Raw genomic sequence first — 21,222 nt, forward strand, 5'->3', positions numbered from 1 at the left:
GGGCCAGATCGAGCGCATCGACCAGGTCGTGGAGGTACTGGGCATCCGCCTGAAGCGGATCAAGTGCGCGGCGATGGAGGGCCTGGTGGAAGAAGGCAAGGAAGTCATCGAGAGCATTGAAAAGGGCCCGGTGCGCGATGCAGCACTGATTGGCGGCGCGCAGAAAGTCGAGCATTACGAAATCGCTTCCTACGGCACCATCGCCGCGCTGGCCAAGCAGCTCGGATACAAGGACGCTGTGCCGTTGCTGCTGGAAACGCTGGAAGAAGAAAAGGCCACGGACGAGAAGCTGACCCTGCTGGCCAAGAGCGGCGGCAACGCCAAGGCCGCCCAGGCCGCGTGATCGCAAGTGCACCGCAGATCAGCCCACGCGTCGCTCCCCAAGGGGCGGCGCGCTTCTGCGCGAGGATGACGTATGCATCCTGATCTACTTAGATGGACCGCCACAGCCGTACTGATGGCCACGCTGGTCCGGCAGATGGTCAAGCAATGGCACTCGCCTCACCCGGAAGCCGTCTCGAAGTGGCTTTTCATCGGGCAGATGACCGCGTCTACGCTGTTCACGATCTACAGCGCGCTGCTGGGCGCCACCGTGTTCGTGGTCACCAACCTGCTGTTGCTGGCAACCGCGCTGATCGGACAGCTGCTGGCGTGGCGCCGCAACCGTGCAACGGCTTCGAGCTCATCTGCAAGGACGCCTTGATTGTTGACGTTGCGYCCACGCCGGCTTGATGCGGGTACTCACGCGTTCACGTTTACCGTTGTCGTGCCCCCGCACGATACGGTCCAATCAATGATAAAGAGGAAATGTCATGCAGCGCGATCAGAAAGACCTGCCCCATCCGGATGACGACACGGCTGCGGTGCCTGCTGCCAGCGCTGGACAGGCCAAGGCGCACAACAGTGCCAATCATGATCAGGCGTTGACGGAGACGTTCCCGGCCAGCGATCCGATCTCTCCCTTCGTCGCCGCCGCCACGCCGGATGAGCAGGCGCAACGGCTTGGCAAGCGCGTGACGCCCGCTCGGCAGGACAAGGGTGAGGTGGACGACGGAGCTGGCCAGTGATCGGGCCTGCGCTCCCGCCGAGGGGGCCGGGCAGCCCGCGCCCGTCAGGCGGCTCCGGCGCGCTGGTCCGTGGTGCCGAAGACGAACAGGCAGTGGAGGCCTGACACCTCGGAGCCCGCCATGGAACAGCCCACCGCCCTGCTCATCATCGATCTTTTCAGCCTGTTCGACTTTCCACAGGGGCGGCAACTGGCTCCGTACGCCGTACGTGCAGCCCAGCGCACCGCCCGCCTGCGTGCTGCATTCGACGCGCACCGCTGGCCGGTGATCTACGCCAATGACAATTTCGGCAACTGGCAGCGCGACTTCCCGCAGCTGATCGAGGCCTGCCGGCAGAAGGGCGGAGCCTCGGCGCGGATCGTCGAGTACCTTGCCCCCAGCGAGGAACACTACTTCATCCTCAAGCCGAAGCACTCCGCCTTCCTCGCCACGCCACTGCCGGTGCTGCTGGCCAAGCTCGGCACCCGGCGATTGGTGCTGGCCGGCATGGCACTGGACGCGTGCGTGCTGGCCACTGCCATCGATGCCAACTCGCGCGAGTACGCGACGGTGGTCGCCCGGGAAGCGGTCGCCGCCCTGCCGGACCGCCGCCAGCCGGCCCTGCAGACCCTGCAGCGATCGGGCGCCGTCGAAGTACTCAGCAACCGTCAGATCATCGCTTCGCTGTCATCCACGTCCTCATGTCAACGCACGGGCCTGGCACCACCGCGCTGAACCGGGCCTCTCGCCAGGGTGCGCTTCTTCGCCGGCGGCCGCGGCGTCCCAGCGCGATAATCGGCCTGGCATACCGGGCAGAAGAAGGTGCGCCGATGCGTGGTGCCCATGTAGACCTTGCTGACCGGACCACCACAACGGGGGCATGTCCGCCGGGTGTGCACCTGCCAGTGCTTTTTCAGCTCGAAGCCGCGCTTCCAGCGCAGGAAGTCGAAACTGTATTCGCGGGCCTGCTTGACCAGTTCGGCAAGCTTGCGCGGCGGAAGATCACCAACAGGGTTGGCCGGGTGGACCCGGATGCGGAACAGCACCTCGTTCTTGATGATGTTGCCCACGCCGGAGAACAGCGTCTGGTCCAGCAGGGCATCGCAGACCAGGACATCGGGCATCGACTTCAGGCGACGGCGGGCAAGCCGGGGGTCCCACAGGTCGCTCATCACGTCGGTGCGCCAGTCGTAGACCTCGTCCAACGGCTGATCGATCAGCTTCACCGAGCAGGTGTAGAAGTTCAGTTCGCCGTTGTCAAAGCGCAGCGATACCCGCGCTGGCGTCTCCTTGCGTTCGTCGATGCGCCAGCTGCCGAACATCATCAGGTGGATGCGCAGACTGACGTGGCTGAACTCCAGCAGGAAATGCTTGCCCCAGCTGCGCACGGCCCGCACCCGGCGTCCCTCCAGGCAGGCCAGGTCGAGCGTGCTGTTGCCACTGACGCCACGGACGGTCTTTCCCTTGAACCTGGCGGCGGCCTCGCGCAGCAGCACGATGGAAGGACCTTCAGGCATTGGCGTGCTCCAGCATCGACTGCAGTTGCAGTGCATTGGGCACGGCGTGGCCGTGCGCCGTGTTGTCAAGGATGATCCACGCCTCCCCCGCCTGGGCGGCCTCTACTGCGGCGGCCACCAGACTGCAGAGCTGCGGTTGCTGGTAGGCGCTGTAGTACATGCGCGGCTGCCCGTGCCACCGCCAGTAGCTCCAGTGCCTGGCTCCGCCCGGCTGATCAGCCCCTGCAACCCGGGCGGGATCGGCCGCGACCCGGGCAATGCCGTGGTCATCCAGCAGCGCGTCGGCCTTGTCGTCGAACCAGCTCGGGTGGCGTGGTTCGCAGGCGACCCGCACGGCGCTGCGCCGGCGCAGCGCCCGGAAGAAGGCCGAGGCCGTGCGGCCATCGTAGGCCAGGCTCGGCGGCAGCTGCAGCAACAGGGCGCCCAGCCGATCACCCAGATGCGCCGCCGCGTGCAGGAACGTGTCGAGCAACGGCCCAGCACCGCGCAGGCGCGCGTCATGGGAAATGGCCTGCGGCATCTTCACCGAGAAACGGAAACCGTGCGGCACGCTGGCCGCCCAGCGCGCATACGTGGCGGGCTGATGTGGTCTGTAGAACGACGAATTGATCTCCACGATCGGAAAGCGCGATGCATAGCGCTGCAGTGCACTGTCTCCCGCAGCAAACGCGTGGGCTATGTCCGTGGGCAGCGACCACCCTGCGCAGCCCACAGCGACCGGGTGGCCCGGTCGCGGATGACGGAGTTCACGTGCCATGGCGCTACGGTGGCGACAGGCTCGTAGCAACATGGTGAACACACGTTGGCTGCGGCGTGAAGCCTGTGCGGCCGGGCGTGGCCGGCCTGCAGCCGTCAGGTTGCCGTGTATCGGCCATCGCTGCTCAGAGGCTGGCGTTGACCATGGCGCCTGCCGGTTGCTGTGGCATCGGCATGGAATGCCCGTTGCGCGGTGCAATGCGTTCGTGGGTGGCGGCCAGCACCTGGTTCACCCGATGGAGCGTGCCACGGCCACCGGGCTCGATACCGATGATGTAGACGAAGCGGCCGTCACAGCGCGACTGCGCCGATTCAAGCCCCTCGGTTTCAGAAATCACGCGCTTCAGTGCCTTCTCCCAAGCCCTGCCGGGGGGCGATGCCAGTTCCACCACCACCGCGGTTTCCCCGCAGTCCAGCGGCATCACTTCCACGCGCAGAATGCGCGGCGCCCTGCTGGTCTCGGTGCTACCCATTTTCAGTCCTCCTCGGCCAATGACGGCGGAAGTATCCACGTCCGGCGCCAAGGCGCCGTCAAGAATGGATGGCCGTTGCGTGCAGGCGCAGCGCGGGAGCCCCGTTGGCACGCCGTCCTCGCTGGCGCGCCACCCTCGTGGCAGGCACCAAACACGCCGCCGCAATCATGGGGTCAGCACGATCTTCCTGCATTCATCATCCTTCGCATCGAACATCGCATAGCCCTGTGCCGCGTCCGCCAGGCGCATCCGGTGGGAGATGATGTTGCCCGGGTCCAGCCTGCCCTCGACGATCGCGGTCAGCAGCTCCGGCATCAGTCCCTGGACGTGGGTCTGGCCCATCTTGAAGGTCAAGCCCTTGTCGAAGGCATCGCCCAGCAGGAAACCGTGGATGAAACCAGCATAGACGCCGGGAATGCTGACCACACCACCTCGGCGGGCGGCGGCGATGCACTGACGGATCGCGACCCCGCTGCTGCCTTCCAGTTTGACAGCCGTCAGCGCGCTTTCCAGTGCGCTGCCTTCCGCTTCAAAGCCGACCGCCTCGATGCAGGCGTCCACGCCGCGGCCGCTGGTCTGACCGACGATGTAGTCGGCCGGATCATCCACCTTGCTGAAATCGATCGGTGTCACGCCGTAGGTGCGCTGGGCGAAGTCCAGGCGATAGGCAAGATGATCGACCATGAAGATCGTCTGGGCGCCCAGCAGGCGGCAGCACGCCGCGCTCATCAGGCCTACCGGGCCTGCGCCGAAGATCGCGACGGTCGAGCCAGGCTTCACCCCGGCATTGAGCGCCGCCTGGTAGCCGGTTGGCAGGATGTCGGACAGGAACAGGACCTGCTCGTCGGCGACGCCATCGGGGATGCGCAGCGGGCCGACATTGGCCTTGGGCACGCGCACGAACTCGGCCTGGCCACCGGCCACACCGCCGTACAGGTGGCTGTATCCGAACAGGGCTGCCGGCGGCAGCATGCCCTTGGCGTTCATTGCCGCGCCTTTTCCAGGGTTGGTGGTCTCGCAGGCTGCGTACTCCGCCAGGCGGCAGTGGAAGCAGTCGCCGCAGGCGATCACGAACGGAATCACCACTCTGTCGCCGGGGCGAACCTGGGTGACACCCGCGCCCACCTCTTCCACCACGCCCATGAACTCATGGCCGAGAACGTCCCCGCTGTGCAGGTCAGGGATCTTGCCTCGGTACAGATGCAGATCCGATCCACAGATGGCCGTGGCGGTCACCCGCAGAATGAGGTCGTCGTCGGCGGCGAGCACGGGGTCGGGAACGGTTTCCACGCGGACGTCCTTGCGGCCGTGATAGGTCAGCGCCTGCATCATCTGTCTCCTGCCGTTACGGAGCGTCCAGACTCACACGCGCCGCGCTCGCAGGCGGTGACTGTCCGGTGTGTGTCCTGTCCATATCAATGCAACACCACGTCAAGCGCCGGGCTCCTCACATCCGTCAGGCAGATCGTTCACGGTCGTTTCGACGTCTTCCGCGCAGGCTCTCCCGCGGCATGTAGGCAAGCGGAGCAAGGGCATGTGGAAACGCAATGGTCTGTCACTGGTGTTGCTGGCGCTCATGCTGCTGTTCCTGGGGGGACAGGTGGCTGCGGGACTGCAGGTCCACAACGAGGAACTGCTGCAGCATGGCAGGACGCCGCTTGATCTGTGGCAGTACCTGCACAGCGGTCACTTCATGAGCGCCACATTCGAGAACTGGGAAAGCGAATTCCTGCAGATGGGCATGTACGTGCTGTTGACCGTCTCCCTGCGTCAACGGGGCTCTGCCGAGTCGCGCCCGATTGACCCGGCACAGGAACAGGCGCGCGTGGAAGACGGCCCTACGCCCTGGCCGGTGCGACGTGGCGGAGTGTGGAAGGCGCTGTACGGCCACTCACTGGCCATCGCGTTCGGGCTGATGTTCCTGCTCAGCTTCATCCTGCACGCCATCGGCAGCTGGCGCTCGCAGTGCGTTGAGCAGCAATTGCAGGGTCTGCCGGCACCGGGCTTCCTTGAGCATGTGCTGGGCAGCACGTTCTGGTTCGAGTCGATGCAGAACTGGCAGAGTGAGTTCCTGGCCGTGCTGTCACTGGTGGTACTGACCATCTTCCTGCGGCAGAAGGACTCGCCGCAGTCGAAACCGGTGCAGGCCCCGCACTCGCAGACCGGCGACTGAGCCGCGCGCAGGCAGCGATCAGCCGGTGCCGGTCAGCTGACAGACGGCAGGGGCGCTCTGCTGTTCCAGCGTCAGCCCGGCAAGATAGTCGGCGAAACCGCCGCGCGCCCGTCCCAGCAGGCGGGCGCTGGTGGTCACGACCGGGGCCCCGGCCCAGCGCACGCTGGCGCCCGCCGCCGACAGCCGACGTACCAGGTCCACGTCTTCGCCACAGCCCAGCGCGGCGAAACCGCCGACAGCACGGTAGGCCTGCGCCGAAACGCCCAGGTTGGCGCCATGCACCCGCCCATGGCCATCGCCCCAGCGCTCGCTGCGCCGGAACAGCCTGCGCAGATGGCGGCTGCGGCGGCCGCTGGCGGCCACGTCCACTACGCCACAGAACGCATCACTGCGGGCATCCAGCTGCGCCGCAAGCCACTGCGGCGGCACGGTGCCGTCGGCATCGGTGCTTGCCAGCCACCGCGCTCCCTGCTGCAGCAGCCGCGCAGCTGCAGCAGCGCGGGCAGCGCCGACGCAACGCGCCTGCAGGTCGATGGTTTCCACCTGCAGCTCCCTGCAGATGGCCGCCGTCGAATCACTGCAGGCATCCAGTGCCACTACGATGCATACCTCGCATCCGTTCAGGCCAGGGTGCCGGGCCGCCTTCTGCAGTGAGCGCAGGCAGCGGCCGATTGTGGCGGCCTCGTCATGCGCGGGCACCAGCACGCCGATCATCGCAGCGCCTCTTCCCGGGCCAGCGACAGCGGCCGGCGCATCCACCCCTGCAGTACGAAATCAGCATCGCGATAGCAGAACGCTTCCTGCAGCCCCTGCCCAAGGTGCTGGTGAACCAGTGCCGTGGCGCTGGAGCGTCCGGGGAAGGCAGGCAGCCAGTGGCACGCAACAAGCAGGCCCTCCTCCTTCAGCGCCGCGTGGATGCCGCTGCGCAGCGCGGGCAGTGCCTCCGGTGCAAGGTAATAGCCCATCTCACCGCAGACGATCAGGTCGAAGCGCCCAGCGGGCCATTGTTGCGGATGGCTGGCGCAGTGCACCTGGACATGCGGCAGGTGGGCCAGGTTGCGGCGCGCCTGGAAGGTGGCACGGGGGCTGATATCGGTGGCTAGAAGGCGTTCACAGCGAGGCGCCAGCGCCTCGGTCAGCACCCCGTTGGAGCAGCCCAGCTCCCAGCCGCGGTTGAACCTGGCGCGCGGCAGGCTGGCGAGCAGCAACGCGCGTTTGCGTTCTTCGTACCACCGGCTGCGGTAGCCGAAGGGATCTTCAGCGGCATGCAGCTGGTCGAAATAAGGTTGCGCACTCATGCCAGGAATACCTCGTTTTTCCGGGAGAATCGGGCAAGGATGTGGGCGGGCAGGATCGGCTCCGCGCGCAGGCGGGGGACGGTCCCGATCTGGGTGCGGAAGCGGGCGATGGCCCGTGCCTTGCGATCAATGRCGTTGGAGATGTCCAGCACTTTCGGCGCCTGCCACGCCATGTGTGCGTGCGCAGGCTCCAGCCAATGCCAGCCCCAAACGGGATATTCCAGGCGCGCGCAGCCTGCCGCGTGAGCCGCACGACATGCGGCCCGGCCAGCGGCCTCGTGATCGGGGTGGCCATCGAACCGCCACGGCGCAAGCACCAGATCGTCGTCGCGCAGAGTGCGCTGCAACCAGCCTTCCAGTTCCTGTTCGTGTGCGCTTACGGCGCCATCGTCGATGCCGAGATGGCAGATCGCATCGGCGCCGATCGCCAGCTCGGCCAACGCCGCGCGCAGCTCTTCGCGGCGCGCGTTGCGAAGACGTTGGGGCGTCCACCAGCGCTCGTCCGGATAACAGGCCTCGCCATCGGTCACGGCAACGACCTGCACCGCCACACCACGCTCGACGGCACCACACAGCAGCCCCCCACACCCGAGGATCTCGTCGTCGGGATGCGGCGCCACCACGACAATCCGGGCGGCATCTCCGCACAGGTCCGCCAGGCCGATGCCGGGCTGCTTCCACAGCCAGTCRCACTGCTGCCATGCGTGCTCGTCCGGCCCGGTGCCGTGGATGGTGGCTACAGGCTCCACGGTCCCTCCTGGAGCGCCCGTTGTGCGCCCAGCCAGGCCCAGTCCTTGTCTGCATGGCTCTGCCGCAGGAAGATGGTCAGATCAGCCCATCGCTGCGCGTGCGTGGCCTCCATGCACATGGGCGCCGGGCCCAATGCACGGCCTGCAAGGTCAAGCACCTCGCTGGCGGCACGTTCCACGACGCTGCGGACACGGACGACGTCTTCGCGATGTGGCAGATCAGGTGCCTGGTCGATCTTCACTGCCAACTCGCGCAGCAGCGCCGCCGCCGGCGCCAATGCCAGGTCCACCTTGCCCAGCAGCCGCGCACGCAGGCCCTCGGCGCAGGCAGGTTGCATGCGTTCGGCCACTGCGGTTGCAGCCCCGAACCAGACGGCCGCGATGCCTGCACCGCCATGCCAGAAGCCGGGCCGCTGCAGATAGGCATCGCGCCCACCCACCGCCTGCGCCAGTGCGGCGTTGAAACGGACGGTGGTGGAACGGATTCCGGCCATGCCTGCTGCTGGCCACGGATCGGCATCCAGCGACTGCCAATCCGCAGCGGCAACGCTGTACAGCTGCGCTGCATCGGGCGAGCGAACCGTCACCAGGGCGGCATCGACGAACATGCTGCCCGAACACCACGGCTTGTCGCCATGCAGGCGGTTGAGCGCATCGGCGCGCACGGTGCAGGCAGGGCCTTCGGCTGCCCACACCGCCCATAGCGTGCCGTCGGCCGGTGCCGGTGCACCCAGGTCGTGCAGGATGGCGGCGGCATCGTAGTGGGCTTCGAGAACCTTGGCCAGGCACAGGTCCTCAGCGCCCAGCCGGGCCAGCGCGCGCCATCGCTGCAGCGTGTTGCCGCCGCCGGGCTGTGGCAGCGCAGGTTGCATCAGCAGCGCGTGGCGCGCCCGGTCGGCGAGTGGAGGGATGGAAACAGTATCGAGCATGTCAGGCCGAACGGAGGGGGCCTGCAGAACGTAGAGCGGAGGCGGTCACGTTGCTGTCTTCGGTGCGTGGCGAGCGCATGAAGCCGCTGTCCCTCCCCCACCGCCTTCTGTCATGCATATACAAAAACGCCGGTCGAGGCCTATTAAGTGCGGGACGGATAAGGTCGTCACCCTGATTCACCTTTCTTCTGTTCGACGCTTGTCGTCCACGCCCCAGGGAACATCCATGAAATCACTGCTTGTCGCAGCCACCCTCGCAGCCTCCACCCTTGCCGCGGGATGCAGCACCAGCGGATGGATCAGTGCCGCAGGCGAAGCTATGCAGGCCAGGGATGCCTATGACCGCCAGGCCCGGGACGAGCGCCTGAAACGCGCCAACGCGGCAGCGGCCCGCGTGCACGACAACTGATGCGGGGACGGAACATGTCACGCTTCCCGTTTGACGCTGTCCTGTTCGACTGTGACGGCGTCCTGGTCGATTCCGAACCTCTGACCTCCCGCGTACTCGCGGAGATGCTGACCGAGCGCGGCTGGCCGCTGACGGCCCGTCAGGCCGGTGAAGTGTTCCTCGGCAAATCCGTGGCTGCCCAGGCCGACCTGATCGAGGCGCGCACGGGAAAGCCGTTTACGCCGGCGTGGCTGGATGAGTTCCGCGCACGCCGCAATATCGCGCTGGAGCGCGATCTGACTGCAATTCCTGGCGCGCCTGCAGCGGTGCGCGCCATCCACGCTGCCACTGATGGGCGCATTGCGTGCGCGTCCGGCGCGGACCTGCTGAAGATGGAACTGCAACTGCGCAGGATCGGCCTGCATGAGGTCTTCGCAGGGCGCATGTTCAGCGGCCAGGATCTGCCGCAGACCAAGCCACACCCGGGTGTGTATCTGGCCGCCGCCGCGTCGCTGGGCGTTGATCCCACACGCTGTGCAGTCATCGAGGACACGGTGACCGGCACCACCGCCGGCGTCGCCGCCGGGGCCACCGTCTTCGGCTTCAGCCCGGGTGGGCCTTTCCACAGTTCGCCCGAGGCACTGCGCGCCGCTGGCGCCCAGGTGATCTTCGAATCCATGCAGCTGCTTCCCGCTCTGCTGGCGGGCCACAGCCCCCACGCCTTCGCCTGATGTGCCAGCGCGCCCCGCGTCAGGGTGCGACGCCGGCGCGCGCGGCATCCGGCCTGCGGCGGTGATGCAACGCAAACAGATACAACCCGGTGAACAGCTGCAGGAACAACGGCGGCAGCGGCGAGTAGGTCAGCCAGGCCGGTGGTTCGCCCTGCCCCATCCAGCGCGCCACGAAGTTGGCGATCACTGTCAGGGTGAAGACGATAGACGTCCAGCGGTGCACCGGACGCGCCCAGCTGCCGGCCCTCACTGCGGCGTCCTCGCTGCAGTCTTCGCAGGGCGCTCGATCATCTTCCAGCCATTGCCGGACGGATCACGGAATCCGGCATCCACTGCACCATAGCGCTCCACCGGGTCCTGGGTGAATTCCACCCCACGTGCCAGCAGCCGTTCGTAGCTGGCGCGGCAATCGTCCACCGCCAGCACCAGCGGCGGCATCGCACCCTTGGCCACCATCTGCTGCAGGGTCAGCGCAGTGGCCGCATCGTGTACCGGCGGCCCCGGTTTGAACAGGCCAAGCTGGAAACCGCCCTCGCCGCCCGAATGCACCGTGAGCCAGCGATAGTCACCGTTGCCGACATCGGTATGCACCTGGAAGCCGAGTGCGTTGACGTAGAAATCGAGTGCCGCATCCTGGTCGTGCACATACAGGCCGACCACATTCACCATGCCAGTCATAGGATCCTCCCTCAGGTGGGATCTACGCTAACAAGGCCGGTGCGGCGGCGCTTCTCCAAAACTGCGATCTTCAGGTCCGGGCGCCGTGCGGCACGCGCATGGCACTCCGGCACCGGGCCCTGCGCCGGGGCATCGGTCCGCTCGCGGTCGCGGAGGGCGCCGGGGCTGTCGCCGGTGATGTCACGAAAGATGCGGCCAAAGGTGCCCAGGCTGGTCCAGCCGGTCTGCAGTGCGATCTCGGTGATCGTCAGCTCGGTATCGCGCAGCAGGGCGACAGCGCGCTCGATGCGGCGGCTGAGCAGATAGCGGTGTGGCGGCACCCCGAAGGCGTCCTTGAAGGAGCGCGCGAAATGGGCCGCGGAAACCGCACTGATCCCGGCCAGCCGCGCCACCGGCCAGTCTTCATGGCTGGCCCGGTCCATGTGGTCTTTTGCACGCAGCAGGCGGCGCAGCAGTTCCGGGCTCTGGGTCATGGCGTGGCCACCCCGCGCAGCAGGGATCGTGCAGCATGCCGGGCCGCCGCTGCCTCGGTGCACAGCCACTCACGGAAGTGCGCGACTTTCGGGGCACTGCTGCGTCCTGCCGGGCTGGCAAACCAGAAGCTGCGGCCATCGCTGGCCACGCCTTCGTGAGCTTGTACCAGGCGCCCCGCATCCAGCTCGGCCTTGAACAGGATCGGCGAGCCGATGGCGATGCCTTGGCCAGCGATCGCTGCGGCTACGTCCAGATGCTCGGCAGCGAAGTTGGTGGCGAAGCGCTCCGCCCCGGGTGCCGGTGTCTGCGCGAATGCCTGGAACCATAGCGCCCACCAGTCCGGACGCCCCAGCAATGGCACATCCGGCAGCCGCGCGCCGCCCAGGCCGGTGGCGGCTTCAAGCAGCGCCGGCGCGCACAGTGGCGTGAACACGCTGGGGAACAGCTCCACGGCGTGCAGCCCCGGCCAGTCGCCGTGACCGTTGCGGATGGCCGCATCGAAGCGCCCGCCTGCCAGGTCCTGCGGCTCCGCCGACAGATCAAGCTCCAGCACCTGTTGCGGATGCCGGGCGCGGAAGCCACCCAGCCGCGGCGTCAGCCAACTGGTGCCCAACGTAGGCAGTGCGGTCAGGCGCAGGCGGGTGGCATCCATGTCGGCGGCGCGCATGAAACTGCGACGCAGGGCATCGAAGGCGCGGGTAGCCTCCTTTGCGACGCTGGCACCGGCCTCGGTCAGTTCGACGTGCTGGGCGTGGCGCAGGAACAGTCGTGCACCGGTCTGCTCTTCCAGGCGCCGGACGTGATAGCTGACCGATGCCGCCGTGGTGTCCAGTTCTTCCGCGGCCCGCGCAAAGCTGCCCAGCCGCGCCGCGGCCTCGAAGGCACGGATGGCAACGAGCGACGGCAGGTGGCGGTGGGCGACCATAAGTGTGGCTTAGCCTGAGCCTCGATATCCGCGTGGTCAATCCCCCATACGACGTCGAAGATGAGGCCTCGGACAACGGGGATCAGACATGCAGCGACGTGGATTTCTGGGCGGCCTTGCCGCGTTGTACGGTGCCGGCGCCTTCGGGCTGTGCCTGCCGCTGGGCGCCACCCCTGCCCATGCCGGCAGAGACCATGCCAATGACTGGCGTTGGCTGCAGGGCAACTGGAACGTGCGTCACCGCCGGCTGCAGGAACGCCTGGTGGCCGACACGCGCTGGGTGGACTTCACCGGCACCAGTGCGGTCTGGCTGACCCTGGGCGGGCTGGGCACGATCGATGACAACCTGATGCAGCTGCCCGGCGGCGCCTACCGCGGCCTGGGTGTACGTGCCTTCGATCCGGCCTCCGCCACCTGGGCAATCTGGTGGCTGGATGGCCGCGCTCCCAGCCGCTTCGAAGCGCCGGTGCGTGGCGGCTTCAGCGGTACAGGCGGCAGCTTCCGTGGTGCGGATTCCTTCAAGGGCCAGCCCATCCAGGTCTGGTTCCGCTGGCACGACATCCACGCTGCGCAGCCGTGGTGGGAGCAGGCATTCTCCGCGGACAACGGCTTGCACTGGGAAGTGAACTGGCGCAACTGGTTCACCCGCACGGCAGCGATACCCTCGCCGCTGCCGCTGCAGTCGGATGCGCCCCGCGACTTCGACTTCCTGGTTGGCCGTTGGGCCGTGCAGCATCAGCGACTGCGCGAACGCCTGTCTGGCAGCAACCGCTGGGACCACTTTGATGGCACGCTGCACAACTGGCCGGTGCTTGGCGGCTTCGGCAACGTTGGCGACAATGTCATGAACTTCCCCGCTGCGACCGTATGCGGCATGGGCATCCGCGCATGGGATGCCAGCAGTGGCCAGTGGTTGAGCTGGTGGTTGGATGGCCGCGATCCCACGCGGATCGGCGCACCGGTCCGCGGCGGTTTTGTCGATGGCGTCGGCACGTTCATGGGAGACGACCAGCTGCGGGGACAACCGATCAGAACGCGGGTGATCTGGTCGCGGATCACCTCGCGTTCCGCACGCTGGGAACAGGCGGCATCCGCAGACGGCGGAGCGACCTGGGAGACCAACTGGATCAGCGATTTCGAGCGGCAGGCATGAACGCGCTTGCCTCACTGGTCGCGCTTGCGGTCGCGGTCGCTGGACTGCTGGGGGGTGATGCCAGCCAAGAGGCGTTGGCACTCGACCCTCACGCAGAGCGTTTCGCACCAGGCATCGCGTCGACCCGATACAGCGAAATCCGCCTGACGCTGAGCCCCGACGGACGCACAGCGCTCTGGTTCAGCCGTGACCGGCCTGGCGGCGAAGGTGGCCATGACATCTGGGTTTCGCATCTGCAGCACGGCCAGTGGAGTGCCGCGCGCCCGGTTCCGTTCAACACACCCGGCCGCGATTTCGACCCTGCGTTTACCGCCGATGGCCGCTTCGTGCTGTTCTGCTCCGATCGCCCCGGTGGCCTGGGCGGCGATGACCTGTACAGGGTGCCCGTGCAGGGCCTGCAGTTCGGTGCCGTTGAGCATCTCGGGTCTGCCGTCAACAGTCCCGCCAACGAGTTTGCGCCGATGCTCGCACCCGACGGTGGCACCCTGCTGTTCTCCAGCGACCGAGCAGGTGGCGCCGGTGGCCACGATCTGTATGTCGCGCGGGTGGACGATGGCCAACTGCAACCTGCGCGGCCGGTGGCAGGCGCGGTCAACACGGCCGCGCAGGAGTTCGACGCCACCTTCCTGGGCGATGGCCGGACCATCGTTTTCGCACGTGCACAGGACTTCGGCAGTTCGCGGGTCGAGCAGTTCGCGGCACGCGCGTTCGGTGACCGCTACGTGCCCGGCATACGACTGCCCGCACCCGTCAACGACGGTGCGAGCGACAGCTATGGGGCCATGCTCGACTGGTCCCGCCCTGGCACGCTCACCTATTCAGCGCGTCGCGGCGATGGCGCCAGCCTGGACCTGTACCGGGTGAGCTATCGACTGCCACCGTCCCTGTCGATTCCGGGGCCCCCGGTTCGTCGATAGAAAAAGAGCCCCCGAAGAGAGCATCCACATGCCTTCCGCACAACAGGTTGCCTGCCGCTGTGGCGAAGTGACGTTGAACCTGACCGGCACACCCATCGCCTGCGTCGACTGCTGCTGCAACAGCTGCCGCGCCGCAGGCCTGCGCCTGCAGCGCCTGCCCGGCGCCCAGCGGCTGCTCGGACCGCATGGAACTACCCGGTTCGTCATGTATCGCAAGGACCGGGTGGAGTTCCTGGCAGGAGTGGAGCGCCTGGCCGCGTTCCGCCTCTCAGCCGATGCCGGCACCCGTCGCGTGCTGGCCACCTGCTGCAGCACGCCCCTGTTTCTTGAACTGACCGGCGGCCACTGGCTGAGCCTGTATGGCGGCCTGTGGCCGGAGGATGCCCGGCCGCCGCTGCAGATGCGCACCATGGTGGGCGATCTGCCCGATCCCTCCGTGCTGCCCGCCGATGTACCCAACCTCAAGCAACACTCGCTGCGCTTCTATGCCCGGTTGATGAAGGCCTGGATTGCGATGGGCCTGCGCAGCCCGGATATCCGCATTGAAGGAGAGGTCCATGCCTGAGCCAGACAAGATCGAGATCGAGAGCATCACCTCGCCCGGCAGGACCCAGTGGGTCGACCGGGGCAAGTACAGCGCCATGCGCAGCGCCCTGCTCGGCGTGCTGCCGCAGACGCCGCCCGGGGTTTCCGTTGCCATTGCCAAGCAGTCATTGCTGCCGGCGCTGCCTGCAGATCTGTTCCCCGCAGGCGCAACCGCAGGATGGTGGCTGAAGGCCGTGCAGCTGGATCTGGAAGCCAAGGGCGTGATCGAGCGCGCAGCGGGCAAGCCCGTGCGGTTGTTCAAGCATGCGGTCGTCGGTCGAACGGCGGTGACGTCATGAGCGGTCCATCCAACGATGCGCCTTCATCGTCGCGCAGGTCACTGCTGATCGGTGCTGGACTGTTGCTGGCCATGGGATGGCCGCCCAGCGTGCGCGGCGCCAGCGCGGGCCTGCGCGAGCCCATGGATGCGGCAGCATTCGCCGCCCGCCGGCGCTGGGTCCGCACACCGTTCGGGCGCATCGCCTGCGTGCAACAAGGGAAAGGTCCGGCCGCACTGTTCCTGCACGGGTTCCCGTTGAGCGGCTTCCAGTGGCGGCATGCGATCGCGCAGCTTTCCTCGTCCCGCCGCTGCATTGCACCGGATTTCATGGGCCTGGGCCACAGCGCGGTGGCGGCCACGCAGGACCTGTCTCCGCAGGCACAGAGCGCCATGCTCGTTGCGTTGCTTGATGCGCTATCCGTTGCGATGGTCGACCTGGTTGCCAATGACAGTGGCGGCACCGTGGCCCAGTTGTTCGCTGTGCAGCACCCGAGCCGCGTGCGCACGATGCTGCTGACCAACTGCGACGTGCACCAGAACAGCCCGCCGGTGCAGATGAAGAACTCACTGGCCGCCGCACGCGCAGGCACCTATCACCAGAAGATTGTGCGCCACCTGCAGGATCGCGGCTACGCGCGATCAGCGGCCGGTATCGGTGGCTCGGCTTATGTGGATCCGGCACATTTCAGCGATGAGGCCATCGAATACAGTTTCCGCCCGCTGGTGTCCTCGCCCCTGCGCCAGAAGCAGCTCAATGGCCACCTCGCGGCGTTCGACCCCAATCCGCTGGTGGCCATCGAAGCCTCGCTGCAACGCAGTACGATTCCCACGCGCATGGTGTGGGGAACAGCCGATCCCCTCTTTCCGGGGCGCTGGGCCGAGTGGCTGCACCAGACGCTGCCGGCATCGCGCGGCATCCGCTGGGTGGAAGGCGGACGCCTGTTCTGGCCTGAGGAACAGCCTGCGCTGCTTGCCGATGAGGCCCGGGCGCTTTGGCGAGCCTGATAGGCCTGCCTGACCCGATGCGCCAGCCGCTGGGCTGGCGCGCCCGACTCAACGCGCCATGGCCCGTGCAGCGTGTTCCTGGGACAACTGCTCCCGCTCCTGCTGCTGGCTCGCCTGCTCAGAGCTTGCCGCCAGCGACTGGCCCTGCTGCAGCTCGCGCACGTGCTCGCTGACCGGCGTAGCCACTGCCTGAGCAGTATCGGTGCGGGCGATCTGACGATCTGCGGCGTGCGGCTGGCCCTGCACCGCGAACGCGTACCTGCCGTCGTCACTGAGCACGGCCTCGTCGATCCGCTGCATGCCCTTGGCCTTGGCCGCGACCAGCAGGGCCATGCCCAGCCGTTCGCTCATCTCATCAGGCTGGCGCCCCATTGCCTGGTCGAGGCTGCTCACCGCGCCTTGGCTCTGCAGCCACATGCCGTGGTCCGGGCTGGCGGTGTGCCGTGGGTCCTGCCGGGGCAGCAGCGGTGAGGGCGGCGCGAGCGACTGCAGGTGCTCGCCCTGCACGGCAGCGTCGATCTTCTGCAGATCCTTGCCGCCCGCCGCGGCGATATGGAACAGGCGTTCGGCCATGCCATAGGTGGATTGCCCCTGGTTGCGCGCCAGCCCCAGTGCAAAGGCGTCCACATCCTGCTGCGGGCTGCCGTTGCCGTCCTCTGCAAGCACCTGCCACGATGGCCCCAGCATCGGGTTGTCCCCTACCATCGACTGGGTACGCTCCATCAGCGTGCGCATCTGGGCCTCGCTGAAGCTCAGGGTAGTGAGCTCACCGGCCTTCACCGGTCCGCGATCACCGCTGGGGTCGCCGGACAGTGCCGCGTTGACCATTCCGGCAATCTGCTCACCCTGCGCATGGCCGCGCAGGTCGAAGGTGAATTCATAGCGGCGCTGCGCCCTGTCTTCCTGGCCGTCGGCGCCGTAGGCGCTGACCCGGGTTGCCGGCAGGTTGCCGTTGTACTGCACGCTGCGCAGTTCGGTGCGGCTGCCGTCCTCGCGACTGACCTGCACCACATCACCGCTGTTGCGTGCACCCGCCAGGTCCAGGCCGAACGTGTCGCCATAGCCGACCTTCAGCCGCGCCTGCGAACTCATGCCCAGCCGCTCGACCGTCGCCAGATCCTGCACGCCCGGGGTCTGGCCGCTCAGCGTGCCGTTGTCGATGAACTGTTCATAGGCCTGGCGGCCTTCGGCTTGATCCAGGTCGAACGTGGCAGTGCGGACGGCAGCGTGACCGAGCGCGTCCTGCCGACCGGCAATCGCGCTGAACCTGCCGGCACTGAATCCCATGCCGTTGAAGGCTTCCACCGCCTCGTTCGGCCCGGTGGTGACGCGCACCCGGCCATCATCCAGGCGATCCACGCGGTAGCTGGCACCGCTCGCCTCGGTCGTCTGGCTCTGCATGGCGATGTGGCGGAAGCTGCCTTCCAGTGCGGTGCCGGTGAACTGCTGGCCATCCAGGGTGACGCTGCCCCCCTTCGGAATGGTCTGCGGATCAAACGGGTTGATGCGGGTGGGATCGACGTCCACCGCCTCGCTGGGCAGGCTGACCCTGTAGCGCCCGCGTACGCCGGTGCTGCTGGTGTCCTGGAAGCCGGCACCTTTCGCGCTTGCCCCGACCACCGACTCCATCGTGAGCAGGTAGTCCCTGCCGCCATCGGGCGTCGGGCTGCCGGCCATGTTCAGCGACGTCCCCTGGAACTGCGATGCGAGACTGGACGCTGCGCGCTTGTGCTCGGTACCCACTTTCAACGCGCCGTCGCCCTCGTTCAACGTGACCGAGTAACCACCGGCGGCGGCCCGCACCTCGCTGTTGGCCGAGGTGTAGGTCGGATCGAACGACGCCGAGGCGGCATCGCGCGGCGCATCCTGGGTTGCGCCTTCCTTGCTGGTCTGGGCATTCATGCCGTGACCTCCTTGAACAGTGACGCGCTGATTATAGGACGCGGTGTGCGCAGCACGTTCACATCGCGCCGCAGCCGCATCTACGATAGTGATGACCATCCCATTCCACGCCGAGGGTCCATGCCCCACTCCCTCGCCCGCCCGCAGCGATGGCGCCGTCACGGCCGCAAGCTGCTGCCGTACCTGCTGGGCCTGTATCTGCTGTACCTGTTGGCAGGCAATGTTTTCCTCAATACGCCGCTGTTCGATCAGGTCACCAATCGCAAACCGCACAAGTTCGTGATGTCCACCGGCCCGGCGATCACGCTGCTGCCGGGGCATGTCATCGCCTGGAATGTGCAGATGCGCGGCCACGTCAATCACACGGTGTATGTGCTGCGCGCGGACCGCGCCAGTGCACGCTTGGCATTGCTGCCGCTGTTCCAGCGCGAGGTGCGCGTGCCGTCGCTGCACGCGACCGGGGTGGCCGCCGAGATCGCGCGCGTGGAGGAGGCCATTCCCTCACCACCGCGCGGCGATCGCGGCTGGACGTTGCGGTTCGATGCCATTCATAGCGAAACCATCCGCAGCGTCCGCGTGGGCAAGCTGTTGATCGTTGGCCAGGGCAGCGGCACGGTCGGTTTCGTGAAGCAGCTGCGTGGTGGTCCCTCGGAACTGCTGGACTCGGAGGTGGCGTTCGCTGATGCCGACGTCAGCCTTGACGGCACCCAGCTGCTCGGCGACATGCAGCTGAAGACGCAGTTCTCCTACCCACGGCATTACCGCGACCAGGCACCCGGGCTGGCAAAGCTAGGGCTGCTGCATGCCGTGCTGGAGGTGCAGGCGCGCAGCCAGGGCCTGCGCCTGGATACGGACACGCAACGTCCTTCCATTGCCAGCGCCGCCGTGCCGGGGCAGCTGCAGGCCGCGATCACCCTGGACCAGGGCGCGCTTCAGCCCGGCAGCCATGCGGTCTGGCGCGTTCCCCTGCAGATGGGAGCTGGCGCCCCCGACCGCGGAACGCTGGCAGTGCAGCTGGACGCCGCCCGCGATATCCGCCTGCAGGCGCGGTTGCCGCAGCGCGAGGGCACAGGCGCTGCGCTGGACGCGGATCTGACCATCACCGGGCGGCACATTCCATTCGCCGAACCCAGCGAGATGCTGGGCCGCACCTCCGGAACAGTCAAGGGCGAATGGACCTTCACCTCGCTCAACTGGATTCCCGCACTGTTCGTGCAGAAACCCTGGTTCCAGCTGCAGGGCGGTGGCGTGCTGCGCGCCGACCTGCGCCTGCAGAACGGCGAGCTGGCCGCTGGCAGCAGCGTCGATATACCTGCGGCGCGGGCGGTGGCCGAAGTGGCCGGCGTGCACATGCAGGGAACGGCCAGCGCCCATGGCCAACTGCAGGCCGGGACGCCGACGCACGCCGTACTGGCAGTGAAGCTTCCCACGTTCAATGCGCGTGCAGGCGGCGCCAAGGGTGCCACGCTGTTCGATGGGCGCGACCTGGCACTGACACTCACCGGTGACGGTCGCCTGCGCGAGCTGCGCAAGGGCGTGCGCGCCCAGCTGCGCTTCGATGACGCGAGCATTCCAGACCTCACCGCCTACAACCGCTACCTGGGCAACGGCCAGGTGCGGCTGCTGGGAGGCGCTGGCCAGGTGAGCGGAGACGTTGAACTCGATACCCAGGGCCGGGTTGGCAATGGCAGTGTCCGCCTGCGCAGCCAACGCGCACGCCTGCAGGTGGCCGGGCTTGGCCTGCAGGGCGACGCCCGCCTTGATGGCAGGCTGCGGCGTGGTGATTTCAGCCAGCGCCGCTTCGATCTGGGCGGTAGCGTGATCGAGCTGCGCAACGTGCAGGTGGGTGAGCAGCAGCGTTCACAGCCGTGGTGGGGCCGGGTCACCATCGCCCGCGGTGACATCGATGCGCAGTCACCGTTCCAGGTGGACGCACGCGCGGATCTTGCCATGCGCGACGCGGGCCCGCTGCTGGCGCTGTTTGCCGAGCGCAGCGATTACCCGCGCTGGGCATTGTCGCTGCTCGACTCCGGCCAGGTGGATGCGCATACCCGCCTGCGCTGGCGCGCCGGGCATCTGGTACTGGATGGACTGCAGGCGGAGAACGAGCGCCTTTCGCTGCGTGCGCGGCTGGATCTGCTGGACCAGCGCAAGCGTGGCGACCTCTACCTTCGCTGGGGCCTGCTGGGTGCCGGCATCGAGCTGGATGGGCAGCGCCGCCAATGGCATCTGGCCGGTGCGCGGGAATGGTTCGACGGTCGGCCCGCGTTGCTGCCCGGTGCTGCAGCGGCCAGCGACGGTGGCACGGCGGACTGACCCGAAGGCTGCATCCAGTCGCGACGCCTTTACGTACAACCCACTACCGCAGTTCGCGATAGTGCAGGAGGAAAGACACCGTGAATGTCCGCAGGCAAGCAGTTGGCCTTCTGGGCTGGGCCATCGTCACTTTTCTGGCCGCCGCACTGGGCGCGCGTGCCTCGATCTCGGCAGCGGATTTCTACGCAAGCCTGACGTTGCCGGCATGGGCACCGCCGGCCAGCATGTTCGGTCCGGTGTGGACGGTGCTGTACGCATTGATGGCGTTGGCGGCGTGGCTGGTGTGGCGCCAGGGCGGATGGCGCGCGGCCGCGCCTGCGCTGGCACTCTATCTGCTGCAGCTGGCCCTCAACGTGCTGTGGAGCTGGCTGTTCTTCGGCTGGAAACAGGGGGCGTTGGCGTTCGCTGACATCGCACTGTTGCTGGCGCTGATCGTGGCCACGATCGTGGCCTTCCATCGCGTGCGTCCGGCGGCGGCATGGCTGCTGCTGCCTTACCTGGCATGGGTGACGTTCGCCAGCGCGCTCAACTACGCGGTGTGGCAGGCCAATCCGGCCGTGCTTTAGCCGGGCAATGCCTGAGGGCCTTGCGCTGCGGGCCGCCACTGGCGCAGCGCGCTGCCCCTGAAGGCCTGCTCACCGCAGCCGGTCGGGCAGCGCAGTACACGCGCGGCAGACGTGCTGACAAGCCCATCGCCCTCCTGCGCCTTGAATACGACCTCGCAGCACAGGCAGCGCGCCACCAGTGAATACAGATGGACGATGCGGCCGCTGCCGGGATCCTGCAGTGCGTTGACATCCAGCAGGTCGAAACGGCCGTTTTCAGGCGCTGGGCGCGATGGGCGAAGCAGGGAAGAGGATGGCTGCAGGTTCACGTCGATGCGTCACAGAAGGATGAGCGACGACTGTAGTAGGCGCGATGTGCAGC

At 67.3% G+C, this 21,222-nt stretch carries 28 protein-coding genes; 14 read left to right on the forward strand and 14 right to left on the reverse strand.

What is annotated here, in order from left to right; translation table 11 throughout:
* The 4 genes from AC1DJN_RS11360 to AC1DJN_RS11375 form a co-directional block, all read left to right on the forward strand.
* Positions 1-343: YciE/YciF ferroxidase family protein (locus AC1DJN_RS11360; RefSeq protein WP_478039218.1), on the forward strand; the 343-nt coding region annotated here is incomplete at its 5' end.
* Positions 344-415: 72 nt separating this feature from the next.
* On the forward strand, positions 416-703 hold the full coding sequence (locus AC1DJN_RS11365; protein ID WP_478039219.1) for a hypothetical protein: 288 nt from the start codon (positions 416-418) through the stop codon (positions 701-703).
* 109 nt (positions 704-812) lie between these two features.
* Positions 813-1,067, forward strand: coding sequence for a hypothetical protein (locus AC1DJN_RS11370; RefSeq protein WP_100436334.1), 255 nt, complete (start codon positions 813-815; stop codon positions 1,065-1,067).
* Positions 1,068-1,187: 120 nt separating this feature from the next.
* On the forward strand, positions 1,188-1,781 hold the full coding sequence (locus AC1DJN_RS11375; protein WP_442251089.1) for a cysteine hydrolase family protein: 594 nt from the start codon (positions 1,188-1,190) through the stop codon (positions 1,779-1,781).
* Here the strand turns inward: AC1DJN_RS11375 and AC1DJN_RS11380 are convergent.
* From AC1DJN_RS11380 to AC1DJN_RS11395, 4 genes are all read right to left on the reverse strand, one after another.
* A complete protein-coding gene (locus AC1DJN_RS11380) occupies positions 1,751-2,563 on the reverse strand; it encodes a DNA-formamidopyrimidine glycosylase family protein (RefSeq protein WP_312962458.1) in 813 nt (270 codons plus the stop codon). The two genes, AC1DJN_RS11375 and AC1DJN_RS11380, sit on opposite strands and share 31 nt — an antisense overlap.
* Positions 2,556-3,320, reverse strand: coding sequence for a DUF72 domain-containing protein (locus tag AC1DJN_RS11385; RefSeq protein ID WP_312962460.1), 765 nt, complete (start codon positions 3,318-3,320; stop codon positions 2,556-2,558). The genes AC1DJN_RS11380 and AC1DJN_RS11385 overlap by 8 nt, the downstream gene beginning before the upstream one ends.
* Before the next feature lie 124 nt (positions 3,321-3,444).
* The gene (locus tag AC1DJN_RS11390; RefSeq protein ID WP_080148719.1) at positions 3,445-3,792 is read right to left on the reverse strand and encodes a hypothetical protein; all 348 of its coding nucleotides are present in this window, start codon (positions 3,790-3,792) and stop codon (positions 3,445-3,447) included.
* Positions 3,793-3,957: 165 nt separating this feature from the next.
* Complete coding sequence (locus tag AC1DJN_RS11395) at positions 3,958-5,121, reverse strand: zinc-dependent alcohol dehydrogenase (protein ID WP_025874491.1); 1,164 nt, start codon at positions 5,119-5,121, stop codon at positions 3,958-3,960.
* A gap of 205 nt (positions 5,122-5,326) precedes the next feature.
* Here AC1DJN_RS11395 and AC1DJN_RS11400 point away from each other — a divergent pair, with 205 nt between their 5' ends.
* Entirely contained in the window at positions 5,327-5,965 is a 639-nt protein-coding gene (locus AC1DJN_RS11400) for a DUF6766 family protein (protein WP_032974697.1), read from the forward strand.
* An 18-nt stretch (positions 5,966-5,983) separates the two neighbouring features.
* On the opposite strand, the gene AC1DJN_RS11405 is transcribed toward AC1DJN_RS11400, so the two are convergent.
* From AC1DJN_RS11405 to AC1DJN_RS11420, 4 genes are all read right to left on the reverse strand, one after another.
* Positions 5,984-6,679, reverse strand: coding sequence for a glycosyltransferase family 2 protein (locus AC1DJN_RS11405; protein WP_032974694.1), 696 nt, complete (start codon positions 6,677-6,679; stop codon positions 5,984-5,986).
* Positions 6,676-7,263, reverse strand: coding sequence for a class I SAM-dependent DNA methyltransferase (locus tag AC1DJN_RS11410; protein WP_442251088.1), 588 nt, complete (start codon positions 7,261-7,263; stop codon positions 6,676-6,678). The genes AC1DJN_RS11405 and AC1DJN_RS11410 overlap by 4 nt, the downstream gene beginning before the upstream one ends.
* The gene (locus AC1DJN_RS11415) at positions 7,260-7,883 is read right to left on the reverse strand and encodes a PIG-L deacetylase family protein (protein WP_478039220.1); all 624 of its coding nucleotides are present in this window, start codon (positions 7,881-7,883) and stop codon (positions 7,260-7,262) included. Before AC1DJN_RS11415 ends, AC1DJN_RS11410 begins: the two co-directional genes overlap by 4 nt.
* 116 nt (positions 7,884-7,999) lie before the next feature.
* Entirely contained in the window at positions 8,000-8,884 is an 885-nt protein-coding gene (locus tag AC1DJN_RS11420) for an acyl-CoA dehydrogenase (protein ID WP_235189870.1), read from the reverse strand.
* Positions 8,885-9,167: 283 nt separating this feature from the next.
* Here AC1DJN_RS11420 and AC1DJN_RS11425 point away from each other — a divergent pair, with 283 nt between their 5' ends.
* Both AC1DJN_RS11425 and AC1DJN_RS11430 read left to right on the forward strand, forming a co-directional pair.
* Positions 9,168-9,350, forward strand: coding sequence for a hypothetical protein (locus AC1DJN_RS11425; RefSeq protein ID WP_081794503.1), 183 nt, complete (start codon positions 9,168-9,170; stop codon positions 9,348-9,350).
* Between the two features lie 14 nt (positions 9,351-9,364).
* Complete coding sequence (locus AC1DJN_RS11430; protein WP_442251086.1) at positions 9,365-10,060, forward strand: HAD family hydrolase; 696 nt, start codon at positions 9,365-9,367, stop codon at positions 10,058-10,060.
* Between the two features lie 19 nt (positions 10,061-10,079).
* Here the strand turns inward: AC1DJN_RS11430 and AC1DJN_RS11435 are convergent, their stop codons facing one another.
* Genes AC1DJN_RS11435 through AC1DJN_RS11450 form a run of 4 tightly spaced genes read right to left on the reverse strand, consistent with a single transcriptional unit; the run spans position 10,080 to position 12,137 of the window.
* Positions 10,080-10,310 carry a hypothetical protein gene (locus AC1DJN_RS11435; protein ID WP_442251085.1) on the reverse strand — a complete coding sequence of 77 codons (231 nt, stop codon included), beginning with the start codon at positions 10,308-10,310 and terminating at the stop codon, positions 10,080-10,082.
* Entirely contained in the window at positions 10,307-10,738 is a 432-nt protein-coding gene (locus AC1DJN_RS11440; RefSeq protein WP_442251084.1) for a VOC family protein, read from the reverse strand. Before AC1DJN_RS11440 ends, AC1DJN_RS11435 begins: the two co-directional genes overlap by 4 nt.
* 11 nt (positions 10,739-10,749) lie before the next feature.
* Complete coding sequence (locus tag AC1DJN_RS11445) at positions 10,750-11,211, reverse strand: helix-turn-helix domain-containing protein (protein ID WP_313443835.1); 462 nt, start codon at positions 11,209-11,211, stop codon at positions 10,750-10,752.
* A complete protein-coding gene (locus AC1DJN_RS11450; RefSeq protein ID WP_442251083.1) occupies positions 11,208-12,137 on the reverse strand; it encodes a LysR substrate-binding domain-containing protein in 930 nt (309 codons plus the stop codon). The genes AC1DJN_RS11445 and AC1DJN_RS11450 overlap by 4 nt, the downstream gene beginning before the upstream one ends.
* Before the next feature lie 88 nt (positions 12,138-12,225).
* Between AC1DJN_RS11450 and AC1DJN_RS11455 the strand changes: the two genes are divergently transcribed.
* From AC1DJN_RS11455 to AC1DJN_RS11475, 5 genes are read left to right on the forward strand one after another with little or no spacing between them, the layout of a single operon-like run.
* Positions 12,226-13,290, forward strand: coding sequence for a hypothetical protein (locus AC1DJN_RS11455; RefSeq protein WP_442251082.1), 1,065 nt, complete (start codon positions 12,226-12,228; stop codon positions 13,288-13,290).
* Complete coding sequence (locus AC1DJN_RS11460) at positions 13,287-14,207, forward strand: TolB family protein (protein ID WP_442251081.1); 921 nt, start codon at positions 13,287-13,289, stop codon at positions 14,205-14,207. Before AC1DJN_RS11455 ends, AC1DJN_RS11460 begins: the two co-directional genes overlap by 4 nt.
* Positions 14,208-14,235: 28 nt before the next feature.
* On the forward strand, positions 14,236-14,772 hold the full coding sequence (locus AC1DJN_RS11465) for a GFA family protein (RefSeq protein WP_229289815.1): 537 nt from the start codon (positions 14,236-14,238) through the stop codon (positions 14,770-14,772).
* Positions 14,765-15,091, forward strand: a complete 327-nt coding sequence (locus AC1DJN_RS11470) for a DUF6958 family protein (protein ID WP_049470813.1) — start codon at positions 14,765-14,767, stop codon at positions 15,089-15,091. The genes AC1DJN_RS11465 and AC1DJN_RS11470 overlap by 8 nt, the downstream gene beginning before the upstream one ends.
* Positions 15,088-16,077, forward strand: coding sequence for an alpha/beta fold hydrolase (locus tag AC1DJN_RS11475; RefSeq protein ID WP_442251080.1), 990 nt, complete (start codon positions 15,088-15,090; stop codon positions 16,075-16,077). The genes AC1DJN_RS11470 and AC1DJN_RS11475 overlap by 4 nt, the downstream gene beginning before the upstream one ends.
* A gap of 48 nt (positions 16,078-16,125) precedes the next feature.
* Here AC1DJN_RS11475 and AC1DJN_RS11480 read toward each other — a convergent pair whose 3' ends face one another.
* Positions 16,126-17,979, reverse strand: a complete 1,854-nt coding sequence (locus AC1DJN_RS11480) for an XVIPCD domain-containing protein (protein ID WP_442251079.1) — start codon at positions 17,977-17,979, stop codon at positions 16,126-16,128.
* A gap of 120 nt (positions 17,980-18,099) precedes the next feature.
* Here AC1DJN_RS11480 and AC1DJN_RS11485 point away from each other — a divergent pair, with 120 nt between their 5' ends.
* Positions 18,100-20,295, forward strand: a complete 2,196-nt coding sequence (locus AC1DJN_RS11485; RefSeq protein ID WP_442251078.1) for a hypothetical protein — start codon at positions 18,100-18,102, stop codon at positions 20,293-20,295.
* An 80-nt stretch (positions 20,296-20,375) separates the two neighbouring features.
* Positions 20,376-20,861: a TspO/MBR family protein gene (locus tag AC1DJN_RS11490; protein WP_442251077.1), complete on the forward strand. Its 486-nt coding sequence runs from the start codon at positions 20,376-20,378 to the stop codon at positions 20,859-20,861.
* Here AC1DJN_RS11490 and AC1DJN_RS11495 read toward each other — a convergent pair.
* Positions 20,858-21,169, reverse strand: a complete 312-nt coding sequence (locus AC1DJN_RS11495) for a hypothetical protein (protein ID WP_032974675.1) — start codon at positions 21,167-21,169, stop codon at positions 20,858-20,860. The genes AC1DJN_RS11490 and AC1DJN_RS11495 overlap by 4 nt on opposite strands.
* Between the last annotated feature and the right edge of the window lie 53 nt (positions 21,170-21,222).

Source organism: Stenotrophomonas sp. 05L414_2, assembly GCF_056397905.1.